Below are 25,174 nucleotides of genomic sequence, written 5' to 3'. Positions count from 1 at the left end.
AAAAAGGTCTAATTAATGTTAAGACAATAGGTTACGAGCATTTTAAAAAATTGCAGATTTAACGAAATGATAAATTTTAAACGTTTATTAAATAGATATTAGAAGAAATTTAAAAAGCCGTTAACAGTGTTAATAAATATCTAACACTGTTTAGGTAGATCAGTTAAGTGGGTTTGACTGAGTTAAAATCTTATTATTGATTGGTGTTAACGACTGTTACAGAGTTGATGTCAGCTTCATTAGTAATTTTCAATGTGGCGAGAAAACTATTTTCTGTCGCAGAGGATATGCCGAAGAATTTTCTGATGCTATTTTTCGGATAAGAAATCAAAATTTCAGTGTCGCCTTTACTGTTGATACGTTTAAGTAGGTCGGCATCAGCATCACGATTTAAATAATAAATATCTCCATTTTGCAAAAAGAACGCGGCGTAATCGTAAGCAGCTAATTCTTCAGTAACAAGGTTAAATTCAGCAGTTTTAAGATCAAACGACCAGATACCATCTTTATTTGAGCGACTAACATAAAGTTTGCCGTCATTAGATTCGATCGCATAGTGCTCACCTTTATTGGTGATTTGGTCTATCTTTTTGCTCGCTAAATGGAGTTTGTAGATACCTGAGTTGGTTTTATTACTGCCATAGAAATAAATCGATTCACCGTCTCGTGACCAACTTAAGTTATCAGCATATATACCGTTAGTATCAATTTTATGCAGATCTCGCGTTTCTATCGAGCCAATGTACAAACTTCTCTCATTATCATCAAATGAGCGAATATTTACCGCAAACTTTCTGCCATCAGGAGAAACGGCTGGTACGGTTGCATTGCCAAGCTCCTTCGTTAAGTTAATACTGCTTTGTTTATTATTCAACCAAAGAGCCCAATTGTCAGCTCGGTTGGAAAGGAAAATAATGTCACCAGTTTCTGCCACAAATCGACCATAAAGATCTCTTGAAGAAGAAGAAATCTTACGTATTATTCTTCCAGTATCCAGTGATAACTGAGCAATGTATTCTTTTGATATATGATTGGTAAAAAATAATTTTCCGCTACGATTATTAAACGAAATATTACTCGGCAATCCATGATCTGTTATTAGAGTTTCTTCAAGATTTGGTAATGAGATCTTCTTAATTGCATAACGTCCATCTTCAGCCAAATTAGTATAAATTTCATTTCGTACCAAATCCCAATCAAGATCGACAATACCTACTTTGTTTTTGAGAATAGTTTGTATCGTTTTATCTTCTGCTTGCAGGAGAATATTATTTACTTGTGTGCCCTGCTCTCGAATAAATGCCAAGGTTTTATTATCAGCGGACCAATGAGGTGCAAAATCAACGTCTCCTGCTAAAGGATAGGTTATTTGAGTGGAAACTTTTGACTCAAAATCATAGCGAAATAATGCTACGCCATCATTGATTCTCTTGGTATAGGTTAATGCTTTATCATTTGCATTTGACCAAGTAAGTACACGCTTAAATGGTTGATAAAAACAATCGTCATCAACTAATGAGTCACTATTTGTCACTATCTGACGCACTCGAACCTGACAGTTACCTTTTTCGGTAATTCTTATATAGGCTAATGACTCGTCGTTGAATGACCAAACAGGTGACGCTTCTTCTTTATCCACCATAGTAATTAATCGCAATGGGGTAGAGCTGTTTTTCAAGTCTTGAATATATATTTTGCCTTTGGAATTTTCACGAAGCCATTGAAACGCGACGTATTGGCCATTATTGGCAACGGCAGGATGTTCTTCAATTCCTTCAAAATTAGTAACTTTATTTTGGGTGAGGACAACAGGTTTACTTATTTCTGTGTTGTTTGAATCAGCGTGCTGGTGATCATTCATATTTTTCAACATAAAGAAAACAGCAATGAGTACAACAATTAATGCAAAAGCACTTACAAGCCTAAATTTACTCATTGCGCTATTGCTTTTCAATTGAGCTTTTAGAGCAGTATCTGCGTTTTCGTCTACGCTTTCATTTAACTTGATGGCTTCAACATTTAAGCTAAGTTGGTAACCTACTTTCGGCAAGGTAATGAATAAATCATCCTCTTCCAAGCCAAGTTCTTTAAATGTCTTTCTTAAGGTCCAAACGGCATTGGTATAACCACGTTTACCAACCCCTTCATTCCCGAGCCAAATAGATTCGATAGCAGCTTGTCTGCTGACGATATTTTCACTACTTATGAGAAACAATTTAAGTAGTTCAAACACTTTTACTGACAGCTTAATTGTCTCTTCTTGATATGACAAACTCATGGTTTGACAATCAAGCAGGCAAGGCCCAATCATATATTGATTATGAATCATAAGTTGCTGATTTTACCTTATTGCGATTAAGCGAATACGACTTAAAGAGGGTTAAAGAGCGATGATATATGACTGATACTCAAAAGATCAAATGTTTTCTGAATCATTACATTTTCTAAATGCATTTAAAGATTTACAGCATTGTTATTGATCTATACGGCCTCAAGTCTTGCATAAGCAACCACCAGCCATTTACTACCATGTTCGCTAAAGTTAACCTGCACACGGGATTGTGCGCCAGTGCCCTCAAAGTTAAGTACCACACCTTCACCAAACTTTTGATGCATTACTCGCTGACCTAATTTAAAGCCAGTATTCTCAAAGGTTTCCATGGTAATGGTATTACTAAAACGACCAGTCGTTTTAGGCTTAGCGACTTGGTTTTTCATTCGTATTTCGTCAATGAACTTGTCTGGGATTTCTTTTAAGAAACGACTTTGACGATGATACTTTTCTTGGCCATATAACCTGCGCGATTCAGCATGGGTTAAATACAGTTTTTTCATTGCTCTGGTCATGCCAACGTAACAAAGGCGACGCTCTTCTTCTAAACGAACAATATCTTCAGCAGATTGCTGAGAAGGGAACATGCCCTCTTCCATCCCGACAATAAACACTAATGGAAATTCTAGACCTTTTGCAGAGTGCAACGTCATAAGCTGTACCGCAGACTCGTACTCGTCAGCTTGCGATTCGCCTGCTTCAAGTGAAGCATGAGTTAAAAATGCCGTTAACGGCGTTAGTTCTTCTTCAACTTCCGGGTCTACTTCATAGGTAGAACATGCGGTGACTAATTCATTTAAGTTTTCAATTCTTGCTGCTGCGCGTTCACCCTTTTCAGCTTGGTACATGGCTTTTAAACCACTGTGCTGAATGACGTGGTTGGCTTGTTGATCAAGGTTTAAATTAGTTGAATCATCTTCAAGTTGTACAATTAAATCGACAAATGCCTTTATTGATTTAGCGCTACGTCCGGCTAATTCATTTTCTTCAATCATATGCAAACACGCATCCCACAATGTAGAACCTTGGCTACGAGCACAATCTCTAATGAGGGTTAACGCTTTATTACCTATGCCACGTGTTGGCGTATTAATAATTCGTTCAAATGACGCATCGTCATTGCGGTTATTAATCAGGCGTAAATACGCTAATGCATCTTTAATTTCCTGACGTTCGAAGAAGCGCAACCCACCATAAATACGATATGGTAAGCGAGCTTGCAATAATGCTTCTTCCAGCAAACGTGATTGCGCATTTGAGCGATATAATAACGCAACATCATCTAACGAATTGCCGTCTTCAAGCCACTGTTTTATACGTCCTGAAATGAACCTTGCTTCGTCAATTTCATTAAATGCGGTATACAATGAAATAGTTTCGCCAGCATCATCTTCTGTCCATAAATCCTTGCCTAAGCGATTATTATTATTGGTAATCAAAGCATTGGCAGCATTAAGGATATTCGCTGTAGAACGGTAGTTTTGTTCTAAACGAATTGTTTCGGCATCGAAGTCTTTTACAAAACGTTGAATGTTTTCAATTTTTGCGCCACGCCAACCATAAATAGACTGATCATCATCACCAACAATCATCACATTGCCATGCTTTTTACCAAGCATATTTAGCCAAGCGTATTGGATAGCATTGGTATCTTGAAACTCGTCCACTAAGATACGGGTAAAACGTTGCTGATAATGCTCTAATAAAATAGGATTATTTAACCAAAGCTCATGCGCCCGCAATAATAACTCGGCAAAATCGACCAAGCCTGCTCGATCACAAGTATCTTGATAAGTTTGATAAATTTTAACGAACGTTTGTTCGGTCGGGTCAAACTGACAATCTATGTGCTGCGGTCTTAGGCCTTCATCTTTTTTACCATTGATATAGTACATTGCTTGCTTGGCAGGCCATTTTTTCTCATCAAGTTGCAGTGAACGAACGACACGTTTAATCATTCGTAATTGATCATCAGAATCGAGTACTTGGAATGTCTGTGGCAATTTTGCTTCTTGAAAATGCATACGCAACAAGCGGTGAGCTAAGCCATGGAAGGTGCCAACCCACATGCCGTGTATATTACCGCCTATAGATTGTTCAACCCGGCCACGCATTTCTGCTGCCGCTTTATTGGTGAAAGTTACCGACAATATACTGTGCGGAGATATTTGCTCTACTTGTACAAGCCAGGCAATGCGATGTACCAACACTCGTGTTTTACCTGAGCCAGCGCCAGCCAAAACCAACATATTTTTAGAAGGAGCGGCAACAGCATCACGCTGTTTATCATTTAAAGAATCGAGTAATTCAGAAACATCCATAATTGTTTTTATTCACGTAACTAGAGAAAAATTGAGATTTATACGCCAAGTCTATCACTGTATGTAACAACAGTGAATTAATATTAAATATTAACGCCTATAAATATTTAAATTCTATTATTGAACATCTGACCCGGTTAATTTTAACGACATTTATAACGCAATAAGATATCTACAGTATTTTTGATTTACCGCAACTTTATCGACAACAAATATCGGGTATTTTTCTAAAATTAACGCATACTTAAAAGTAAGCGAAAGACATTAAAAGCGAAAATTACAATGACTAGTATTACTAAAATAATGACAACAGAAGTGTTAACGTTAACGCCACAACACAGTTTATCTGATGCTCGCTTAATGATGATGGAAAAGCGAATTCGCCACATTCCAATTGTTAACGACAAAAACGAACTTATTGGCTTAATCAGTCAAAGAGATGTATTAGCTGCAGAAGAATCCAGCTTATATGGCATAAAAAAAGATTTACGACTTGAGCGTGAACAAAACATCAAAATTGCCGATTTTTATCATAACAACCTAGTCACCATTCCGCCGCAAGCATCAGTGCATCAAGCCGCTTTATATTTGCAAAAGCATAAGATTGGCTGCCTACCTGTCGTAGAAGATAACATGCTAAAAGGTTTAGTAACCGATAGTGATTTTGTTAATGTCGCGATTAATTTACTGGAAGTAATGAGCGAGCCGGAAGAAGATCATTATTCATAGTCAGCGGCACAGAAAGATGAAAGAAAGGGGTCAGTGATATTTAACCGTTAAACTGGTAAATATCACTGACCCCTTTGTATTTTCTGTTTTTCTAATATTTTGCCGCTTGGTCTTTAGCCGGCATGCTTGCCTTGATAAAATCACGTAAATCGTTGTTTGATTTCATTAAGTCTTCAGCACGTAAATACATCATGTGACCACTTCGGTAACCTTGAAAGCTTAAACGCTGTTTCATTTTACTGCTTGGGTCCAATTGCCACATAGTATACTTGGCATCAAAATAGTTAGTTGCGCCATCAAAATAACCGGCCTGTACCATAACGTTTAAGTATGGGTTTTGCGCCATAGCTAAACGTAAATTTTCACCGGTATTATTATTCGTTCTATCCCATGGGTGAACATTACCAAACATGTTGTACTTAATGTCGGTTTTGTAATTTAACTCTTCACTCATGTAATAATTAATCGCTGGGGTAAATGAATGCAACCAAGAGGTAAGTTCAGCACTATAATCTGGACTGTCACCTACATCTTGTTTATCAATACCTAAATAACGAGAGTCCAAGCGACCAATTGTTTGACCACGCTCACGTAATAATTCTTTCCAAAAATAGCGAGCTGAAATATCTAAATTAGATTTCAACACTTCATCAACACTTAAACCTGAATACTTAGCCACCTGCTCAGCGATTTTTTGTTTGTGCTCAGGAGCAATAAAACCACCCATTGCTAACGCCGGTAAATACTCATTGATAGTAAATGTTTCTACTTCTGGTAATACTTCTGCTAAATCTTTACTTTGTAAATCAGATCCTAGCGCTTTGTGATACCAAGCTGCTGCGGCAAAATAAGGCAAACGGTTCGCTGCTTTTACCGGTCCATTACGCTCAATACCAATATCTGTAGGAGATACTAACACTACGCCGTTTAAATACATCCATTGGCGGCTTTGCAATTCAAGCGCTAAACCTGAAACTCGTGTAGTACCGTAGCTTTCACCGATTAAATATTTAGGTGAGCGCCAGCGATTGTTACGAGTAACAAACGTGTTTAGCCATTCTGCTAAGTATTTCACATCAGCATTTACACCAAAGAACAGTTTCTTTTGCTCTTCTTTTGAAGGCAGTTTACCTTCTTTATTTTTCAAAATACGAGAATAGCCAGTATTTACAGGGTTAACAAATACGATATCGGCAGTATCTAAAACAGAATATGGATTAGTTTTAACGCCATAAGGTTGCAGTGGGTAACCTTCAGAATCAACGTTTAAAACACGTGGTCCAGTGTACGCAACATGCATCCATACAGAAGCAGAACCAGGACCACCATTAAATGAAATAAGTAATGGTCGAGATGCTCTATTTTTTACATCGTCACGCTGGTAATAGGTGTAATGTAACGCAGCTATTGCTTCGCCGTTTTCATTCCATACCGGTTGAGTACCAGCGGTTGCAGTGTAAGAAAAATCTTCACCGTTTACTTCTGTTTCATGTTTTGTGACCACTTTATGGTCTATTTCCAGATTACGGCTATTGTCTGTGTCATTTGCCAAAGCAAGACTGGAAATAAAATAAAGCATTGACGCTATTATTGTTATGTTTTTCATTGGATTCTCGTGATAGTTAATAATACGAAGTCTACTAAGTTTATTAGAATGTTGTTAATAAGCAAATACAACATGATTGCGACAAAGGAGCTGATATTAGCGCTAAATGGCAGAAATTATTAAAGAAAAATACTTAGCTGTTCAACGTGATCAAATTCTGCATTAGGCAACACCTTTAATGGTTTCTTTTTAATGCCAAATTCATTGTTGTTTATCCAAATAGTTTGGCAGCCAGCTTGCAGGGCACCATAAATATCGGCGTGGGTGCAGTCACCAATATGTAAAAGCTCTTTAGTTTCAATATTAAGCTTATTGCAAGCTTGCACAAACATGTCGCTTTCAGGTTTTTGTAGATTGCCATTGCCGGCAAAAAAGGTATCACTGAAATAATGACTTATACCAATATCTTCAATGCTGACGTTACCATTTGAAATAGCAACTAAAGGGAATTTATCTTGTAGTTTTGCAAGCAAATTTTTAACCGACTCTGGAACTTGTAAGTTGTTACGGTGTGCCAAAAAGTATTCAAATGCTTGTGTTGATTTTTGCTTGGCCTCATGGCTTGAAAAACCTAATTCCTCAAAGCCTGATTGCATACAGGCAAGACGCAAGGCTGTTACGTCGTGGCAAAGTTCCGGCTGATTGGTTAAACAAACATTTCGATGTTGCCACCAAAAGTCTGGGCTTAATGTTGCGCATACTGGTGCAACATTTCTAAGGTGTTGTTGTAGTTCTTCTTCGGCTTTAGAAATAACCGGATGGTTATCATATAAGGTGTCATCTAAATCAAAGCTTATAGCTTTAAACGATGACAACCTTCGATAAAAACGCACATTAAAGTCCTATTTTGCGTAACTGTTGTACTAATAGTTTAGCAACAAGTGTGCGAAATTGGTTTAATAATAATGTATCCATAGATGGATTGAAGTGTTCTGCGTCATTTGAGCTAATGGCAATAAAACCTAGGCACTGCTCTCCCTCGGTTAATTGTACTAAAACAACTGAGCCCACCTCTTGCTCGCTAAAAATGAGTTCTTTCTCTTCTTGTTGCAAGCGACCAAAGTAATAGTCTTGGTTGGTAAAGCGCTTATTGATAACAGAGCTGCAATCACTTTTAACAATCGAGTCATGGCCGATTTCAAAATCTTTATTGGTTAAATAAAGCTTAAAAGATGCAAGGTTTAAAAGTTGCGTAGTGGTTTGTGTTAAACAATCTAGAAAATGCGATAAATCTGAACTTTCAATCAGGCTTAGATACAGATCATTATAAACAGTGAATAATTGCTCGTTGTAATTAGCGACAGTTAATAACTGGGTAATTTCTTCTTCAAGTAAATGAATTTTTTGACGCTGTATTTGTTGCTGCCTTTCAACTAAAGACACCACACCACGTTTGCTGTCATTAAATCGCAATGAAGCAAGTAGCTGTGGATTTCTACCGAAGAAATCCGGGTTGTCTTGTAAGTAAGTAGTCACAAGCTCGTCATTTAGCACATCCATTTCACTGGCAGCTGTCATCGGATCCTGCATGTTATTATTATTTGCTACTTTGTTGTCACTCATAGATAAAGTTGTCCATCGAATACGTGTTCGGCTGGGCCGGTCATTTTTACAGGATGCCCAGGGCCTTTCCAATATATTTTAAGTTTTCCGCCCGGTAATTCTACCGTTACGTTATTTGCTAGTTTGTTTTGGGTAATACCAACAGCAACGGCACCGCATGCACCACTGCCGCACGCTAATGTTTCAGCTGCGCCGCGTTCATAAACCCTAAGTTTTACATACTTAGGAGACACAACTTCCATAAAGCTAACATTGGCGCCCTCAGAAAATCGTTCATGTTCAGCAAGTGCTTTACCTAAAGATTCTACTGGCGCATCAGCAACTGAATCTACCGTTAAGACACAATGCGGGTTGCCCATAGACACAGCACCACAAAGCACCGTTTCTTCTTCTGCACGTAATATATAAGTGCCTTCTACTTTTTGTGCTGTAAATGGGATTTTTTTGGGCTCAAAGTCAGGCACTGGCATAGTAACGGTTACTTGCCCATCACGTTCTATGTGAAGAGTCATTTTGCCAGAGGTAGTGGTAACTTTAATTTTGTTTTTATTCGTTAAGCCTTTCATTTTAACAAAACGAGCAAAACAACGAGCGCCATTACCACATTGGCTTACCTCACTGCCATCGGCATTATAAATGCGATAGTGAAAGTCTAGCTCTGGGTCATATGGAGGCTCAACTACAAGTAATTGATCAAAACCGACACCAAAATTGCGATCGGCCAACTTGCGAATTTGCTCATTCGACAAGTAAATGTTTTGTGTAACGTTATCCAACATTAGGAAGTCGTTACCCAGACCATGCATTTTGGAAAAATTCATTAACATTGTTATACCAACTCAGCTTTAACTACTTATAAGGTTACGGTAAAACCGCTTCACCTTGCCATAAAGACTCTAGGGATTCTCGTTGACGGATTAAATGAGATTGCTCACCATCAACCATAACTTCTGCGGCTCTTGGGCGAGAGTTGTAGTTTGAACTCATGGTAAAACCATAAGCACCAGCACTACGAACTGCAAGCAAATCACCTGCGGCAATCGCTAAATCTCTATTTTTTCCTAAGAAATCGCCTGTTTCACACACCGGACCTACTACATCATAATTTTGAGTAGGCGCATTAGCATTAAGTTCAACCGGGACGATTTCTTGCCAAGCTTGATAAAGCGCAGGACGAATTAAATCGTTCATCGCACCATCAACAATTGCAAAATGTTTATCTTGGTTAGTTTTTAGAAACTCTACTTCTGTAACTAAAATACCCGCGTTAGCCATAATAGCTCGCCCTGGCTCATAAATGAGTTCTAAGTCGTAACCTTGCATTTTATCAGCTATCGCTTTTGCATATTCGCTTGGGTGCGGCGGCTGTTCACCCTGATAAGGCACACCTAAACCACCACCAACATCAATATGACTTAATTTAATGCCTGCGTCAGCAAGTTTATCAACCAATACTAATACTCGATCCAATGCATCTAAAAATGGCTGAACCTCAGTAAGTTGTGAACCGATATGACAATCAACACCTTTAACAACAAGATGCGACATTGCCGCAGCTTTTTGGTAAATTTCAACCGCATGATCAATTGGAATGCCAAACTTGTTATCTTTCAAACCAGTCGAAATATAAGGGTGAGTGCCCGCATCTACGTCTGGGTTAACACGCATAGAGATTGACGCTGGCATGTTCATACTCGCCGCCACTTCATTTATACGAGCCAATTCAGCTTCTGACTCAACGTTGAAGCAATGAATGCCTTTTTCTAACGCATAAGCAATTTCTTCAGCCTTTTTTCCCACACCAGAAAATACAACTTTGGCTGGATCACCACCGGCTTGAATCACTCGAGCTAATTCACCTTTTGAAACAATGTCAAAACCTGAGCCTAATCGTGCGAGTACATTTAAAATAGCGATATTTGAACTGGCTTTCACAGCATAACAAATCAAATGTTTCATATCTTTGGCAGCTTGATCAAATGCGTGCCAATGACGTTCAATGGTTGCACGAGAATAAACATAAAGCGGTGTGCCATAAGTTTTGGCCAATTCTGTTACTGAACAATCTTCAGCATACAATGAATTATTTTGACGGTTAAAAAAGTCCACGGGTATCAGTCCTGAATTTATTATTGGATAATAAAGAGTTAAAAATGGTTGTCGCTATTTACTGGTTGCTCTTATTGACTGAGCTAACTGTTTCGCTAGACTTTTCAGCCTTTTCTTTTTCATTTGGATCGGTCTCATACAAAGGGCCTTTTAGGCCGCAAGAGGAAACCATACATAGTAATAATGATAATACAACAACAAGTAGTTTTTTATTAAGCATTTTATTGATCGCATCGATTGATTAATAGATTTATACACGTATATAATCGCATGCGATACAATAAATACCAAGTTGTTGCTCAGATTAATTAGGTATAATCAATTATTCTGAACAAAATGATAATAAACAAGGGTAAATAATGAACGATAGCCAATATAATCTCATTGCAGATGACTTACTTTTAGCCGTTGAAGAAGCAATAGAAGATTGTGGTGTAGACATAGACTATGAAAGTGTAAGTGGTTTATTAACTTTAGCCTTTGTGAATGGCACAAAAATTATTATCAATAAACAAGCTCCTCTACATGAAATATGGGTAGCGACCAAATTTAATGGCCATCACTTTGCTTATCAAAATGAACAATGGATTGATAAACGCGGTGGTGATGAATTCTGGCAGTTTTTATCTCAAGCAGTAAGTGTTCAAGCACAAACTGAAGTTAAATTAACTGCAGAATAACTAACAAATACAATATATTAACGGATATCAACATGACGCAACAAACGCTGAAAATAGCGACTCGAAAAAGCGCTCTGGCCCTTTGGCAGGCTGAATTTGTAAAAGCACGTTTAGAACACTTCCATTCTGACCTTACTGTTGAATTAGTACCTATGGTAACCAAAGGCGATATTATTCTCGATTCGCCATTATCAAAAGTTGGCGGAAAAGGTCTATTCGTTAAAGAGCTGGAAGTTGCCATGCTTGAAAATCGTGCTGATATCGCGGTGCATTCAATGAAAGATGTGCCAGTAGAATTCCCTGAAGGGCTAGGTTTAGAAATTGTTTGTGAACGTGAAGACCCACGTGATGCATTTGTATCAAATACAATTAACAGCCTAGCCGACTTACCACAAGGTGCTATTGTAGGTACATCAAGTTTACGTCGTCAGTGTCAAATTAAAGCATTACGCCCAGACCTAGATATTCGCGATTTACGCGGTAATGTAAATACTCGTTTAGCAAAATTGGACGATGGGCAATACGACGCTATTATTTTAGCAGCAGCTGGCTTAATTCGTTTAGAAATGCCAGAGCGTATTCAAGAATTTATTGAGCCAGAAGTAATGTTACCGGCAAACGGCCAAGGCGCTGTAGGTATCGAGTGCCGCGTAGATGACGAGCGTGTTAAAGCATTACTTGCACCACTTGAGCATAATGAAACACGTATTCGAGTGCTTGCCGAACGTTCAATGAATCGATCTTTAGAAGGTGGTTGTCAGGTACCTATTGGCAGCTACGCCATTATTGAAAATGAACAAATCTATTTACGCGGTTTAGTTGGCGCAACAGATGGCAGCAAAATTTTACACAATGAAATTCGCGGCGCGTTAACCGAGGGTGATGCTCTTGGGACGCAGCTAGCAGAAGCACTATTAAAAGATGGCGCAGATGTTATTTTAAAGCAGGTATATGAGCAACAATAAACTCAACGTTTTATTAACTCGTCCTCTAAATAAGTCTCAACAGCTGGCAAAGGTCATTGCACCTATTGTCAGCAACATTGAGATCACACCTTTGTTCGCCTATCAGTCAGGCGAACAACAACCTTCATTAAAGCAACAACTTAGCAATTTAAATCCAGAGTTCATTATATTCATTAGTCCTGCTGCGGCTAATTTTGCCCTACAAGTTACAGACTTTTCTGAACAATTAAAAAACACCACATTTATTGCCGTTGGGCAGGCCAGCGCTAACATATTAATTGCTCATGATATTAAAAATGTCATCGTTCCAGAACTAGAAACTAGTGAAGGATTATTGGCATTAAGTGAGTTACAAAACATTGCTAATAAGCAAGTTCTAATTATCCGCGGTAATGGCGGTAGAGAATTGTTAAAGCAACAGCTTGAACTTAAACAGGCAAAAGTTGCCTATAATGAAGTATACAAACGCCAATGGATAACTTTAACAGCTAAGCAAACCATTGATAAATGGCGTAAAGATGAAATTAATTGTATTGTTATTACATCAAGTGAATTATTAGAAAAAACCTTGTCTTTAATCACCGATATGAACTGGGCTAAAAGTTGTCATTGGATAGTTGCTAGCGCACGAATTGCCGAGCAAGCTAACGCTCATGGTTTAATCAAGGTAATTAATGCACAAGGTGCAAGTCACCAACATATTTATAAAGCAATGACAGCACTTATTTAAAATACGGCAAGCGGCCAATGGAAGTTTATTATGACCGAGAAAGAAAACAACAAAGCGCAAACTAGTCCTAAAAAAGCTGAGCAGTCTTCAGCAAAAATAAGTGCCAGTGATGCTGCTAAAATTGCCGCAAAAGCAAAACAGCAAAGCCAAGACTCAAGTAAGAGTAAAGCAGCGCCAACGCCAGCTAAACAAGCAGTGAAACCAACGCCTAAAGCAAAAATCCAAACCTCTCCAATTCAGAAAAAACTTTCTAAAACGGCAGTCTTAGCATTATTAGTAGCCTTTGGTGCTGCCGGCGGTGTTGGTGCTCATTATTGGTGGCAGCAACAACAAACAATCGAGTTGGAACAACGATTAGTAGGAAATACTAAAGCAAGTGTTGTCGAACTTGATCAACATTTACAGCAACAAATCAGCGCATTGCAAAAGCAATCTCAACAACAAATTAGCAAATTAATCAATGAAGTAGAGCAACGCAGTGGCAGCCGTATTTCAGCATTAGAACAAGAAATTGAACAATTAATCGATAGCCAGCCAAACAATTGGCAAATTACCGAGGCCGAATACTTAACTCGTATGGCTGGGCGTGTATTGTGGTTAGAAAAAGATACCAGCACAGCGATCATGTTAATGAATGATGCTGACGCTCGAATAAAAGATTTAAAAGACCCTCGTATGATGAAGGTTCGAGAGTTGTTACATGAAGACATTGAAAAGCTTAAAGTACTGCCAAAACTACAACGTGACGATATCATTTTAACCCTAATGGGCCTTAGTAAACAGGTAGATGGTCTATCTCTAGCCACAGTTCAGTTACCTGACGAAGCTGAGCTCACAGAAAGTACCGCTTTGACGGAAGATGTAAGTGACTGGCAAGATAATTTAGCGAAAAGCTGGGCTAAATTTAAAGACGAATTTATCACCGTTCGTCGTCGTTCAGGTAATGTTGAGCCGTTAATGGAACCTCAATTTGAACAAAATTTATATCACAACCTGGAACTAAAATTTCAACAAGCGCAGTGGGCGGTAAGCCAAGGTAAAAAAGACTTATTCCTTGCAACAGTAACCGATATTCAGCGCTGGCTTAGCCATCATTTTGATATGACCGAAGTTAAAACTCAGCAATTTAATGCTCGTCTAGCTGAAATTAAAGCAATGCCGGTAACTGTTGAATACCCACAAACATTAGCCTCTCAGCAAGCGCTTAGAGCAATGCTGGATAACAAACCAGTTAAAAGGCTTGGTGGCGTTAAGCCTGCTCCGAAAAAAACAATAGAACAAGCTCCTCAAACGCCGGTGAACATAGAGCCATCTAATACAGAGCTTAACGTAGAGCCAGAGCCTATCGTTGAACCAGAGCAAAAGTTATCTTCTCCAACGCAAGAGGAAGGTAAAGCATGATCCGTTCAATAATTAAATTAGTTTTATTACTGGCACTTATCGCCATTGCACCGTTTTTGATTGATGAAAAGGGCTACATTTTAATCGCAATGGGCGATTTAACTTATGAACTTACCGTAGTAAGTGCCATTTTATTAATGATTTTAGCCAGCTTTGTTTTCGCCTTTTTATTTTGGGGGACTCGTATTGGTTTCAAGTTTAGTTCCAGTGCTTGGCGCAAGTTAGCATTCAGTAGCCGGGCCAAAGCTAAGCGAGATTTTCAAAAAGGTATTGGTGCTTATTTATTGGGTGACTATAAACAGGCTGAAGAGTTAATGGCTAAATGTGCTGAACAATCAGATATGACTAACAGCGCCTGGTTGATTGCAGCATCGTCGGCTAACAAGCTCGGCGAGTCGGCAAAAACAGCAAATTACTTAAAGTTTATTGCTCAGCATCCACAAGCTCAAGAAAACTTTAGTTTTGAAACGTTACTGGTTGCTGGTCGTTTAAATTTAGACGATAAACAATTTTCTAAAGCGCGAGCCCTGTTAGATGAAAACCATAAACTGATCGGTCATGATGGTCGCTTATTAGGCTTAGACATTGAAATAAACATTCATGAAAGTAAGTTTGAAAAAGCAATTGAGTTATTGAAAACCGCGCGCAAAGATAAAAACTTAGACAAAGAAAAAATTACTGACTGGGAAGTTCGTGCGTTTGGTGGATATTTTGCCGAGCTTATACACACCAGCAGCGTAGAAGCTGTGGCTAAATATTATAAAGCACTATCAAGAAAAGAACGTCAAAGCGAAGGAATCGTTTTGGCTTATGCTGATTGTTTAATTGCCAATGGCTTAGTTACTAATTTAGAAGACTTAGTGTTGCCGTTGATAAAAAAAGGAGCCTCTGTCAGCTTCATTAATGCAGTGAAACAATTACCAATGCAGAATTGTGAACATATTATTTTTGCGGTGCAAAAGCTTTTACAAAAGCAACCAGAGAACACTTTGTGGTTAAGCGCACTCGCGCACCTTTGTGTTGCCAATAAAGAATATGATAAGGCTCATAAAGCATTTACCTCATTACTAAAAATTGAGCAAAGCAGCGATGACTTACAAGGCTATGCAAAGTTGTTAGAGTTAATGGGTGAACATCAACAAGCTAACCGCGTATATCAAGAGCTTATTGCTCAGCAATAACTTGCTCTGCAGTTTAATTGATAACTAGATCATATTTTATATGAACACTGTAAGAGCATAAATTTAAGAGCATCATGAAATTTATCATCCCCCTACTTTTAGCCAGCATCAGCGTTAATGCTTTTGCCGGCAATGCCCGTTTTGTTTTAGAGCCAAATCCAAGTATAGGCAGTATGCAGCTGTTTAAAACCAGCGATTTATGCACTGTTGCAAAAAACTCCAATGCTTATATTAATAGCCACAGTTCAGGAAACGACACTGATCCGGTTGCAGTACATCAAGGCGAGGTACTACCTGAAGATGTTACTCTCGAGCGAGTACAGAACACTTTGGATTTTATTTGTAAAACCTACGTTAGCGATGTTAGAACGAAACAAAAAAGCCGCTTACAAGATGCTGAATTTTTAAAACAAAATTTTGATTTTTATCGTTGGTACCCTGACACCGCGACTGCCCTTAATATAAGTAAAAAGAGTACCAACGCAGCTAAAAACCGCCTGTTAACCGGCATTCCTGATAATCAGTTATTTATTACTAAATACTACACTAAGTTATTAAAAGCGAGCCCCGTTAAAACAGCTGAATTTAACCAGGCTCTATTTGCATTACCCTTTGATGAACAAGGGCTAACCGCAGAACAAGCAGAGCTGCAAAAGCGTACTTTGACCCGGTTTAAATATACTCGCCAAGAAGTAATTGAAGGCAAGATTAGTGAACTCAACTTGGCAAAGCCGTTAGTTTGGATCAGTGAAGATGGATTGCATGACGTACTATTACAAGGAACGGGTGTATTAGAAGTAGAAGGGAAAACCAGATACTTTAACGTACACCGCAATAATGGCATTAGTTATGACTATAGCATTGGTAAAACTGAACAAGCTCGTTACTGGTATTTTGCCGAAGTACCTTCGGTTATGGGCTACGGGAAAACCCTAGAGAGTAAAATAGCGGTAAAACCACAAGTCACTTTTGCCGGTAATATGCAGGATTTAGGCTTGGGTAAGCTGATCATGATTAATTACTCGTTAAATGGCCAGTCCGTCAGCCAAATGGGCATTTTAGCAGATACCGGTGGTGCGTTTGATGATAACCGTTTTCAATTAGATTTTTTGGTCGATAGCTATTACGGTTGGAGTGATTATCACCAAGCAAACAAACATCTGCCTGACTACGCTAATACTTGGATTATGCTTTTGAAAGAGTAAATTTGGAAAAATCTATCTAAAGACAATGAACCGTGAAGAGCTAGTCGAGCTATTTTATGAGCGTTAAACAGTTAACGCTTTGGTGTACTAATCATAATGAATAGCCAACCAAATTGTTTCTATAGCTGGGTCTGTCCAACTCACTTTATGCTTTTGTAAAGGTTTGATATTTAGGTAATCGCCGGCACTGAGCGTTACCTTACTGTTATCTGCAAAGGTTATTATGGCTTCACCTTGTAACACAATTACCCATTCATGATTTTGTTGAATATACCAACCTTGCTGAGGTGAACAATGCCCTTTAGATATTATTCGTTCTATTTTAATGGTATCGCTCTTTGCGATTGTTTCAAAAACTTCCGAACTTAAATCTTTGGGTATTTGCTCAAAAATATTATTCATAGAGAACGACCAAAATATCTGGGCATTATTCTTCTAGTAAATTTGTGTCTTCTGAGGCGTAAATTGGATCGGGTTGATCCATGCTCCATTCCCACAGCCAATTACCTTGCTGCTTAACCCTTGCAACGTCGCGGGCTAGGATCCAGCCATCAGCCAAGCTTTTAAGGGTCATTTTATTTAAATGATTTAAATAGGCTTTCTTATCAGCATAACGTGAAAATATGCGCTTTTTAGTCCACTTTTTAACGCTTCCTCGAAAATCTTCAATTTCATTACTTGAAAATTTATTGTATCGAAGTACCCAAGGCAAAAACGTAGCAATAGGTGCTTTAATAAGTGGGTGATTAATTCCACCTAATTCATGGCCATTGTTATCGAGTTTAGGAACTGGCGGCAAAATTTCGGCCAAGACTACCGGCGGTTGATTAGTAATCACCCCTTGCGGCCAAGTTTCCCCATAATCAATCTCGTAAGCAGTATGAGGTTTAAATGGTTTTTCTAAATTTATCCATTCAGGTAATTGAAAATGAGAGAAGGTGGTTAATGTTTGATCGGCAAAGCGTGGGTAAGCACTCTTCGGTGGTTGATCATCATTAACAACCCAATTAGTTAAATGTGATAATAGAGCGCGTAAATGTAGTTTGAAATCTAATGGATTACCACGGTACATACCTGTCTTTTCATCGAGTAATACAAGGTTATTTTTATTTTCAACAAAATGCTGAGCAGAAGCAAAGTGATAAATACGCTCATTTTTTAATGGTGCTATATCGAAGACATTGTGCGTATGAATTAAACCCGCAGCTCGCCCCCAATATTCATAGCCTGTATTGGTGTAAAAAATTTTAGGATAAAAATCTTCATGATGGCGTTTTAATAAACCAAGTTTTTTATTAGTAATATTTGAACGCACACGAGCACTGGTAAATGGGAAAACATCAGTAGGGTATAAAAATGCCGACATACGATGCGCATCGCGCGAAGGCTGAGCAAACCTGTGATTGAAACTTCCTCTACCAGCACCTGCAGTATGAATTAACATGCCATCAAATGCTATTGTGCCCATTTCTGTTTCGTTAAAACCTTGGTGCAAAAAGTGTCGTAAAAAGCGCCCGGTTTGTGACACTCCAAACGCGATGGTTTTTGGCACTGAAAAGGCATTATCACCCTGTTTTAAATAGGCCGCTGTATCACGTAGAATGGCTAAACCAACACCAGCGACTAAAGGATCCCGGCTTGGGTAAACTAACTCATAAATGCCAGGGGAAAAGTCGCCTGCGATTTTTTTACCATCAGAGCTGAATTGCCACATAGAACGTGGCACGACTGAACGTAAATTATCTCGGCCCATTCGCTTGGTAAGCCAGGCATCTTGCTGCTTACTAAAATCAACAGGATAAATTGTGTTAATACCTTCTCTATGGGCAAGCGGTAATAATGATTTTGCCGAATCCACAGTCCAATCGCTACGCACCCAACCTTCAACGCCAATAACTTTTGGAAGTGAGGCATGCATATTGGTAGCATTAATGGTTAAGTCGCCTTGCCAACCTACCCAAACCAACGATAAACCCAGCTCTTGAATAAGGCCATCGCCTAATGCCGATGCTTTATTTGGAGAGTCTGATCTTGCAGCATGATTAAAGTATCGAAGTGATGCTTTGGAACCTCGATTACTGACTTCAACTAAGGCTCCTTTACGTTGTTTTGGGTCTTTATTTTGAATAATAAAAAAGTTTGCCTTTGCCTCAACCAATCCTTTGCTATTAGTAGGGGCTTTCTCTATATCAATAATCTGTTGATTACTTGGATTGTTAGGGTCAATAAGAAAAGTAAACTCACCGCTTATGGCTTCCATCTTCATGTCTTTTAGACTAAACGACTTTTCACTTTTTATCGTTTGACTAACTAAAGCAGCATGAGCCACTCCACAAAATAGCGATGCGAGAGTGAACACTAGAAAAATTTTGACTTTACCCATGGAAATTCCCTGCCGTAATAATGGCAATATTTTTTTTATTGATTGGATTATTCAACTATATATATCAACAGCTTAACCTTGTTAGTAACAAATGCAAGTTTAATGGGCTTGGTAAAAGAGGAAAAATTTTAGGGATTCCGTAAAAAACAGGCAAAAAAAAGCAATGCTATTAACTACACAGAGAAAAGTTTAGCATTGCAAAAGGGTGTGAAGAGCGTTTTAAAAACCAGCAAACATAAGCTGATTATCGATAAATTCCTATTCGTTGTTGTTAATTTTCTTTAAAAAGAAGAACACATAAAATGTGCAAATAGCCAGAACAGTTACTAAGCCACCTGCAGAAAATAATACGATTGGGTCTGATAATAAAAATGATAAATTGTTCATGTGAATCTCCTGCTTTGAGCTTGTTCAAACTTATGGATTAAGTATAAAAAGCATAGAGATAAGCGTTATGATCTAGATCAACAAAGCGTTAACTTAGGTGTCTTTTTGTAATTGATTAGTTGGATTTTGTATTGTCTATAGAAATATTTATAACAGCATTAGTAACCTGTTGGTGATCATCCATTCCGCCAACAATAATGAGCTTATTTTTGTAATTTAATAGGCCCCTATGATCCATCGATTTAGCATGACTACCAAGTTTTACCTGCCAGCTATTAGTGTTGGGATTGAATAGCCAAATTTCAGCTGTAGCGGGAGCCGCAACACCGTTATACCCCATACCATTAAAATTATAAGGGTTGGTTGAGCCGCCAATAAACACCATTTGCTTATTAACAACTGCAGATGCCATTCTATATCTGCCTTGCCCCATTGGATGATCGACCAATTGCCAGTCTATTTTCAGGGGATTACCCTCGTCAATAATACCTTTTAAACATTGCGCAATTCCTTGATACGTTCGGCGTTTTAGTAACTGTGGCTGCACAATAACGCCATCGCAAACTAATAAGTTATTATCAACAATTGCCCCTGCTTGGCCAAACACCGGCTTGCCTAGAAAAGGCGATGCCTGTTGCCAACTGTTGGTTTTAATGTCGTATACCTGCACCAAGTTAACATTGCCGGCGTTATGCCAGCCACTGACTAAATAGATATACCGCTGTTTATACACCAGAGCCACACTGTCATCGACAGGGACAGGCATTGCAGGGAGTGCTTTATAGGTATCATTTACCACATCATAGCGATACACGTCAGGGCTTGATATTTCTTGATGATCACTGGCGACAGTATAACCACCAAACACATAGGCATACGGGCCTACACCAACCGCTATTGAGGCCAAGCGCTCAGATAAAGGCAAGCTCGCAGGTACAGACGTTTTAGCTTGCCATTGTTTTTCACCTAATTTCAACGCCCACACTTTATTATGTACGTCTTTATATGTTTTATTTACGCCCAAGCCCATAAAACTGATGAAATAATCACCTTGAGACGTTGTTACTTGTGCAACAGCATTATTGGTGACCGGCTCGGGCAAGTTAGGTAACACTAGAGGTTTGGCGGTAATAAGGAATGAAGCTGTGATCAGCAGTATAAACAGAGTGAGTCGCATCTAATCTCTCTAAAAAATAACAGGGCTTTCGCCCTGTTTTATTTTTTTATGAATGTAAAATACTTTGTAAAACGTCAGGTTCAATTAAGTGTTCTAAGGTTTCGTTTAATTCGGTTAAACGGTCAGTAGCGATAAAGCACCCCGTTTCATCGGATTCAATATAGCCATATTCACGTAATGCATTTACCACTGCCGCTTGTGCTTTCCTGTCAATAAATTCAGGCGCGTTAATGTTATGCAGTTTAGACATACGCTGAGCTAATGTGGTTGCATCGGATTCAAGTGATGAACGACTAATCGGCGCGGCTTGCTTAATAATGTTCAATACAATGGTGTAACGTTGTACAGTTTCACTAATACAAGCAGACATTAAATTAAGCATGTAAGCAGAACTACAATCTTCATTAATCGACCAGTAACCCGCTTTACTTAATTTAATTAACCCTTGTGTTTGCAAGGTGGCTAAAATAGCTTCTGTTTGCTCAATAATATTGTCATGGCTTTGCCATAAATATAATTCAGCTTTTATCAACTGGGCAAGCTGTTCTACTTTATGATCAATTTCTTCGGTAGTGAGCTTATCGTATGTTCTTAGTAATCGACATACTACCGATGGCAGCATGTAGGCATGAACAATATTATTACGGTAATAACTCATCTCTAAACACGCTTGCTCTGACAGTGAAATAATCTGTCCTAACTTGTCATCGCAAACATCCACTTTATTCAAACGGATAACAGAGTCGACCAACTGTTTCCCTGACTCTTCAGGAATATACATTTCTTTACTGAACGGCGCAGATCGCTGTAATCCTAGGAAGAAGTCTAACTGCTCTTCCAATTCTTTACGCGTTAATGCTTTATTTTCGGCGGTTAATAAAATAAGCGCCGTTAAGGTGACCGAGTTAAGCGCAACCGCTTTGTTAATCTCAGTCATGACCTGATTTGCCATTACATTAACAGCTGGTGTTAACCATTTAGGTTTAGGCGGATCAATAGGGTCTATGCTATCTCGCCATTCTGGCACTTCTTTATTCAAGAATTCATTAATGTTTATTGGCTCACCAAATGTTACGTAACCTTTACCATAGTTACGTAATTTACGGATCGCTTTAACAATGCCAAATACCGATTCTTTTTGTTTTGAGCTGCCTTTTAATTCTTTATGGTAACTTGCCACTTCCATAACATGTTCATAGCCAATATACACAGGCACCAGCGTTAAAGGCCTATCAATGCCCTTAAGCATGCTTTGAACTGTCATTGCCAACATACCGGTTTTAGGCTGCAATAAGCGCCCCGTACGGCTGCGACCACCTTCAGTATAATATTTAACCGAGTAACCACGACTGAATAACAAGCCTAAGTATTCACGAAAAATAGTTGAGTAGAGACGATTGCCCCTAAAGCTGCGACGAATGAAAAACGCGCCTGCCTTACGGAAGATTGGTCCTGCTGGCCAAAAGTTCAAATTAATACCGGCAGCAATTCTCGGTGTTACTAATCCTTGATGATAAATAACGTAGGTGAGTAATAAATAATCCATATGCGAACGGTGACAAGGTACATAAATAATCTCATGACCTTCTTCCGATAAGGTACGTAAACGATCTGCATTTTTAACTTCAATGCCATCGTATAATCGATTCCATAACCAACCTAAAATACGTTCACCCAGACGGATCACTGTTTGGCGATAATCTGCGGCAATTTCTTTCATCATGCCAAGTGCTTGTTTTTTTATTTCAGCTTCTGTCTTACCTTTCGATTTCGCTTCATCTTTTATTAAGCGCTTTATCGCGGGTGTCGCAAATAAAGCAGTAAATTTTTGTTGGCGATCCATCAAACGGGGACCGATTGCCGCAACGGTTTGGCGGTAAAAGTGAATACGAGCCATGCGGATAAGTTTACGAGCAGCTACCTTGTCACTGCCTTGAGTTTCTACCATTTCTCTAAAGGATACCGCAGCACTGAAGCGAGCTAAGGTATCTCTGCCCAAAAATAGTACCATCCAAAATTTACGAAACATACTTGGCGATGCTTCATCAGCTAACACATGCCCAACATTAGCTTTTTGTTTTGTTGGCGCTCTGCCCCAAAGTAAATTTACCGGGATCAATTTCGCATCTTTGTTGGTATTTGCTTCATGTTCTTTCAATAAAGCTAAGCCTTGTTCGATAGCTTTAGTTGAACTTCTAGTTATCCAAGGAATAACTGAGCTGGGCTTCTCTAGACAAATACAGCGACTCATTGATTTACCGTTAACCTGAACGGTTTCAAGAGGGTCTGGCATATTAAGTTTTTTACAGGCCATTTGTAGGGCAATTAAATCACTCGCTGATTGATACCTTACGATATAAAACACATCTTTATTGTCGCCTAGCTCTAATGCATCAACGTTATCGGGGATAATTTTACAACGAACCAGTAAACGTACTGGCCAAGATAGTAAAAAGTAAAACAGTGCTCTCATGGGTAAAAAACTCAGAATAAAAAGTAAAATTTCAGAATTATCGTAATTCTAGCATTAATGGTACAAGTTGTTCTATAGAGACATTTTTAAGCATTTATTTATTAACAAGATTAATTATTTTAAACATTTGCATGTTAAACCTAAGACTCGTACCAATTGCCATCAGGATCGCCCGGAAAAACACCAAGGTTTTCACCATGGCTTTGGTAACCTAATAAACGGCGTATATTTTCAGGATAGCTGTCGACCGTTTTTCGAGGAATAGTTAAATATTGATTTTCTTCCTGCCTTAGCCAGCCCAGGCTATACGTAGTGATTAACCCGGAACGAGCCGCTTGGCTGTTATTGGCACCACCACCATGTATGGTTGAACCAAGATAAAGCAGTACCGATCCTTTTGGCATAACCGCCTGAGTAATATCAGAGGCTTTTACATCTTCAATCTCGCGAAGATCCTGACTCCCTGGCACCACGCGAGTAGCACCGTTCTCTAGGGTAAAATCGTCCAGCGCCCACATTGCGGCAATTTGGAACTCAACATCAGGAATGCGAATGGGATAAAAATCATCATCACGATGCAGCACCTGATCGGCTTCACCCGGCAAAATCTCTATCGCAGTAGAGCTTCCTATGCGATAACACTCACAATGGCGTTTTAGTATGTTATCAGCAACGTCTTTGACTAATGGGTGGGCAATAAGCTCGGCAGCAGATCGAGATAACCCCAGTATGCCACTCAATCTCAGTGTTTTATAACCGTTAAAATCGTTCTCAAATAAATGCCCTTCTCGGTCAAAGGCTGCTCTAAATTCAGCTTTGACATTATCAATAAGCTCATCAGGTGCCTGATGCTTGACGATAACACCGCCGTCTTTTAACAGGGCCTGGATAATATCTGTTGTTTTCTCTGATGTATTAAAAATCTGCATTTCAGGCTGCCTTGTTGTTATACCTATTGCTTGAAAAATAATTTAAAACAATAAGCATTATTTAAACTGAATTAAATTTAACTCTAAACTGGATCACACAAAATTCAACCTTTTTAAGGATTTACAGTTGCGTTTATTTTGTGGCTGTATATACTGACAGTTACTGTACAGATAAACAGGTTCAAAAATAATTATGCGCCCTCTTACTGCTCGACAAGAACAAATATTTGGCTTCATTAAAGAAAAGCTAAGCGAAACCGGTATGCCGCCAACACGTGCTGAAATAGCAACATTTTTTGGTTTTAAGTCAGCGAATGCTGCCGAAGAACATTTAAAGGCATTGGCGAAAAAAGGTTTTATTGAAATGCTACCGGGCACTTCTCGTGGCATTCGCTTAGCTGAAGAACACGTTGAAGAAGAAGGGTTGCCTTTAATTGGTCGCGTTGCTGCTGGTGAGCCAATACTGGCACAAGAACATGTTGAAGAGCACTACAAAATTGATGGTAGCTTATTTCACCCTGCAGCAGACTATTTACTGCGTGTGAACGGTGAAAGCATGAAAGATATTGGTATTCTTGATGGCGATTTATTAGCGGTTCATCAAACTACAGACATTAATAATGGCCAAGTTGTAGTTGCTCGCGTTGAAGACGATGTAACGGTAAAACGCTATAAACGCGAAGGTAATGTCGTATATTTACACGCTGAAAATGAAGATTTTTCACCAATAGTTGTAGACTTAACTAGTCAAAATTTTAATATTGAAGGCATTGCTGTTGGTGTTATTCGCAACGCTGACTGGATGTAGTCTGCCGCCCCTTTAGCAGTATAAAAAATAACCAATAAATAATGGCTAAATTATGTACTTAATTTAGCCATTTTCTTTTCTTCCCATCCCTTTGTTTTAGCCTAACTCATTCAAATTTAGTAGTATTTACTCTAGCTACTTTTAATTAATTAATTTAACTTTTTTATAACAAAGCACTAGACCTTGTTTAAAAAT

The 25,174-nt window shown here is 38.7% G+C and carries 22 protein-coding genes; 8 read left to right on the top strand and 14 right to left on the bottom strand.

The features are described 5' to 3' along the window. Positions 1–193: 193 nt before the first annotated feature. Together RI845_RS01920 and uvrD are read right to left on the bottom strand one after the other, a co-directional pair. Positions 194–2,329 (bottom strand): DUF5050 domain-containing protein, encoded by a 2,136-nt coding sequence (locus RI845_RS01920; protein ID WP_348388077.1) that lies wholly within the window; start codon positions 2,327–2,329, stop codon positions 194–196. Between the two features lie 152 nt (positions 2,330–2,481). Next, a complete protein-coding gene (gene uvrD / locus RI845_RS01915; RefSeq protein WP_348388076.1) occupies positions 2,482–4,653 on the bottom strand; it encodes a DNA helicase II in 2,172 nt (723 codons plus the stop codon). A gap of 282 nt (positions 4,654–4,935) precedes the next feature. Here uvrD and RI845_RS01910 point away from each other — a divergent pair, with 282 nt between their 5' ends. Continuing rightward, positions 4,936–5,382, top strand: a complete 447-nt coding sequence (locus RI845_RS01910) for a CBS domain-containing protein (RefSeq protein ID WP_348388075.1) — start codon at positions 4,936–4,938, stop codon at positions 5,380–5,382. 91 nt (positions 5,383–5,473) lie between these two features. On the opposite strand, the gene RI845_RS01905 is transcribed toward RI845_RS01910, so the two are convergent. From RI845_RS01905 to lptM, 6 genes are all read right to left on the bottom strand, one after another. After that, positions 5,474–6,988 (bottom strand): S10 family peptidase, encoded by a 1,515-nt coding sequence (locus RI845_RS01905; RefSeq protein ID WP_348388074.1) that lies wholly within the window; start codon positions 6,986–6,988, stop codon positions 5,474–5,476. A 119-nt stretch (positions 6,989–7,107) separates the two neighbouring features. After that, positions 7,108–7,821: an HAD-IA family hydrolase gene (locus RI845_RS01900; protein ID WP_348388073.1), complete on the bottom strand. Its 714-nt coding sequence runs from the start codon at positions 7,819–7,821 to the stop codon at positions 7,108–7,110. Between the two features lies 1 nt (position 7,822). After that, positions 7,823–8,551 (bottom strand): DUF484 family protein, encoded by a 729-nt coding sequence (locus tag RI845_RS01895; RefSeq protein WP_348388072.1) that lies wholly within the window; start codon positions 8,549–8,551, stop codon positions 7,823–7,825. Continuing rightward, a complete protein-coding gene (gene dapF, locus RI845_RS01890) occupies positions 8,548–9,378 on the bottom strand; it encodes a diaminopimelate epimerase (protein ID WP_348388071.1) in 831 nt (276 codons plus the stop codon). Before dapF ends, RI845_RS01895 begins: the two co-directional genes overlap by 4 nt. A gap of 34 nt (positions 9,379–9,412) precedes the next feature. Further along, positions 9,413–10,660 carry a diaminopimelate decarboxylase gene (lysA, locus tag RI845_RS01885; RefSeq protein ID WP_348388070.1) on the bottom strand — a complete coding sequence of 416 codons (1,248 nt, stop codon included), beginning with the start codon at positions 10,658–10,660 and terminating at the stop codon, positions 9,413–9,415. Positions 10,661–10,718: 58 nt separating this feature from the next. Then, entirely contained in the window at positions 10,719–10,880 is a 162-nt protein-coding gene (lptM, locus tag RI845_RS18795) for an LPS translocon maturation chaperone LptM (protein WP_405054076.1), read from the bottom strand. 139 nt (positions 10,881–11,019) lie between these two features. Here lptM and cyaY point away from each other — a divergent pair, with 139 nt between their 5' ends. The 6 genes from cyaY (at position 11,020) to RI845_RS01855 (ending at position 16,822) form a co-directional block, all read left to right on the top strand. Then, positions 11,020–11,340, top strand: coding sequence for an iron donor protein CyaY (gene cyaY / locus RI845_RS01880; RefSeq protein ID WP_348388069.1), 321 nt, complete (start codon positions 11,020–11,022; stop codon positions 11,338–11,340). Between the two features lie 32 nt (positions 11,341–11,372). After that, positions 11,373–12,305 (top strand): hydroxymethylbilane synthase, encoded by a 933-nt coding sequence (hemC, locus tag RI845_RS01875; RefSeq protein ID WP_348388068.1) that lies wholly within the window; start codon positions 11,373–11,375, stop codon positions 12,303–12,305. Further along, the gene (locus RI845_RS01870) at positions 12,292–13,035 is read left to right on the top strand and encodes a uroporphyrinogen-III synthase (RefSeq protein WP_348388067.1); all 744 of its coding nucleotides are present in this window, start codon (positions 12,292–12,294) and stop codon (positions 13,033–13,035) included. The genes hemC and RI845_RS01870 overlap by 14 nt, the downstream gene beginning before the upstream one ends. 30 nt (positions 13,036–13,065) lie before the next feature. Beyond that, complete coding sequence (locus RI845_RS01865) at positions 13,066–14,436, top strand: uroporphyrinogen-III C-methyltransferase (RefSeq protein ID WP_348388066.1); 1,371 nt, start codon at positions 13,066–13,068, stop codon at positions 14,434–14,436. After that, positions 14,433–15,617, top strand: a complete 1,185-nt coding sequence (locus tag RI845_RS01860) for a heme biosynthesis HemY N-terminal domain-containing protein (protein WP_348388065.1) — start codon at positions 14,433–14,435, stop codon at positions 15,615–15,617. Before RI845_RS01865 ends, RI845_RS01860 begins: the two co-directional genes overlap by 4 nt. A 74-nt stretch (positions 15,618–15,691) precedes the next feature. After that, a complete protein-coding gene (locus RI845_RS01855) occupies positions 15,692–16,822 on the top strand; it encodes an MltA domain-containing protein (RefSeq protein ID WP_348388064.1) in 1,131 nt (376 codons plus the stop codon). 87 nt (positions 16,823–16,909) lie between these two features. On the opposite strand, the gene RI845_RS01850 is transcribed toward RI845_RS01855, so the two are convergent. From RI845_RS01850 to RI845_RS01825, 6 genes are all read right to left on the bottom strand, one after another. Then, on the bottom strand, positions 16,910–17,224 hold the full coding sequence (locus tag RI845_RS01850) for a cupin domain-containing protein (RefSeq protein ID WP_348388063.1): 315 nt from the start codon (positions 17,222–17,224) through the stop codon (positions 16,910–16,912). Positions 17,225–17,249: 25 nt separating this feature from the next. Next, positions 17,250–19,205: an alpha/beta hydrolase domain-containing protein gene (locus tag RI845_RS01845; RefSeq protein WP_348388062.1), complete on the bottom strand. Its 1,956-nt coding sequence runs from the start codon at positions 19,203–19,205 to the stop codon at positions 17,250–17,252. Between the two features lie 258 nt (positions 19,206–19,463). Next, positions 19,464–19,592 (bottom strand): hypothetical protein, encoded by a 129-nt coding sequence (locus tag RI845_RS01840; protein WP_348388061.1) that lies wholly within the window; start codon positions 19,590–19,592, stop codon positions 19,464–19,466. Positions 19,593–19,707: 115 nt separating this feature from the next. Further along, on the bottom strand, positions 19,708–20,769 hold the full coding sequence (locus RI845_RS01835; protein WP_348388060.1) for a Kelch repeat-containing protein: 1,062 nt from the start codon (positions 20,767–20,769) through the stop codon (positions 19,708–19,710). A gap of 46 nt (positions 20,770–20,815) precedes the next feature. Next, complete coding sequence (gene plsB / locus RI845_RS01830; protein WP_348388059.1) at positions 20,816–23,242, bottom strand: glycerol-3-phosphate 1-O-acyltransferase PlsB; 2,427 nt, start codon at positions 23,240–23,242, stop codon at positions 20,816–20,818. A 140-nt stretch (positions 23,243–23,382) separates the two neighbouring features. Beyond that, positions 23,383–24,171, bottom strand: a complete 789-nt coding sequence (locus RI845_RS01825) for a phytanoyl-CoA dioxygenase family protein (protein WP_348388058.1) — start codon at positions 24,169–24,171, stop codon at positions 23,383–23,385. 193 nt (positions 24,172–24,364) lie between these two features. On the opposite strand from RI845_RS01825, the gene lexA reads away from it, so the two are divergent. Then, positions 24,365–24,979 carry a transcriptional repressor LexA gene (gene lexA / locus RI845_RS01820; RefSeq protein WP_348388057.1) on the top strand — a complete coding sequence of 205 codons (615 nt, stop codon included), beginning with the start codon at positions 24,365–24,367 and terminating at the stop codon, positions 24,977–24,979. Positions 24,980–25,174: the final 195 nt, after the last annotated feature.

Origin of the sequence: Thalassotalea nanhaiensis (genome assembly GCF_031583575.1) — a bacterium.
GTDB classification, from domain to species: domain Bacteria; phylum Pseudomonadota; class Gammaproteobacteria; order Enterobacterales; family Alteromonadaceae; genus Thalassotalea_A; species Thalassotalea_A nanhaiensis.
The sequence above is the reverse complement of the archived record's forward strand: the minus strand, read 5'-3'. Positions and strand labels throughout refer to the sequence as shown.

What these genes read in the sequence shown, in the direction of transcription:
- RI845_RS01840 (WP_348388061.1), bottom strand. Translation starts at nt 19,592, where the DNA reads ATGAACAATTTATCATTTTTATTATCAGACCCAATCGTATTATTTTCT.
- dapF (WP_348388071.1), bottom strand. Translation starts at nt 9,378, where the DNA reads ATGTTAATGAATTTTTCCAAAATGCATGGTCTGGGTAACGACTTCCTA.
- RI845_RS01850 (WP_348388063.1), bottom strand. Translation starts at nt 17,224, where the DNA reads ATGAATAATATTTTTGAGCAAATACCCAAAGATTTAAGTTCGGAAGTT.
- lexA (WP_348388057.1), top strand. Translation starts at nt 24,365, where the DNA reads ATGCGCCCTCTTACTGCTCGACAAGAACAAATATTTGGCTTCATTAAA.
- hemC (WP_348388068.1), top strand. Translation starts at nt 11,373, where the DNA reads ATGACGCAACAAACGCTGAAAATAGCGACTCGAAAAAGCGCTCTGGCC.
- plsB (WP_348388059.1), bottom strand. Translation starts at nt 23,242, where the DNA reads ATGAGAGCACTGTTTTACTTTTTACTATCTTGGCCAGTACGTTTACTG.
- cyaY (WP_348388069.1), top strand. Translation starts at nt 11,020, where the DNA reads ATGAACGATAGCCAATATAATCTCATTGCAGATGACTTACTTTTAGCC.
- RI845_RS01855 (WP_348388064.1), top strand. Translation starts at nt 15,692, where the DNA reads ATGAAATTTATCATCCCCCTACTTTTAGCCAGCATCAGCGTTAATGCT.
- RI845_RS01895 (WP_348388072.1), bottom strand. Translation starts at nt 8,551, where the DNA reads ATGAGTGACAACAAAGTAGCAAATAATAATAACATGCAGGATCCGATG.
- RI845_RS01920 (WP_348388077.1), bottom strand. Translation starts at nt 2,329, where the DNA reads ATGATTCATAATCAATATATGATTGGGCCTTGCCTGCTTGATTGTCAA.
- RI845_RS01870 (WP_348388067.1), top strand. Translation starts at nt 12,292, where the DNA reads ATGAGCAACAATAAACTCAACGTTTTATTAACTCGTCCTCTAAATAAG.
- uvrD (WP_348388076.1), bottom strand. Translation starts at nt 4,653, where the DNA reads ATGGATGTTTCTGAATTACTCGATTCTTTAAATGATAAACAGCGTGAT.
- RI845_RS01865 (WP_348388066.1), top strand. Translation starts at nt 13,066, where the DNA reads ATGACCGAGAAAGAAAACAACAAAGCGCAAACTAGTCCTAAAAAAGCT.
- RI845_RS01860 (WP_348388065.1), top strand. Translation starts at nt 14,433, where the DNA reads ATGATCCGTTCAATAATTAAATTAGTTTTATTACTGGCACTTATCGCC.
- RI845_RS01825 (WP_348388058.1), bottom strand. Translation starts at nt 24,171, where the DNA reads ATGCAGATTTTTAATACATCAGAGAAAACAACAGATATTATCCAGGCC.
- RI845_RS01835 (WP_348388060.1), bottom strand. Translation starts at nt 20,769, where the DNA reads ATGCGACTCACTCTGTTTATACTGCTGATCACAGCTTCATTCCTTATT.
- lptM (WP_405054076.1), bottom strand. Translation starts at nt 10,880, where the DNA reads ATGCTTAATAAAAAACTACTTGTTGTTGTATTATCATTATTACTATGT.
- RI845_RS01905 (WP_348388074.1), bottom strand. Translation starts at nt 6,988, where the DNA reads ATGAAAAACATAACAATAATAGCGTCAATGCTTTATTTTATTTCCAGT.
- RI845_RS01845 (WP_348388062.1), bottom strand. Translation starts at nt 19,205, where the DNA reads ATGGGTAAAGTCAAAATTTTTCTAGTGTTCACTCTCGCATCGCTATTT.
- RI845_RS01910 (WP_348388075.1), top strand. Translation starts at nt 4,936, where the DNA reads ATGACTAGTATTACTAAAATAATGACAACAGAAGTGTTAACGTTAACG.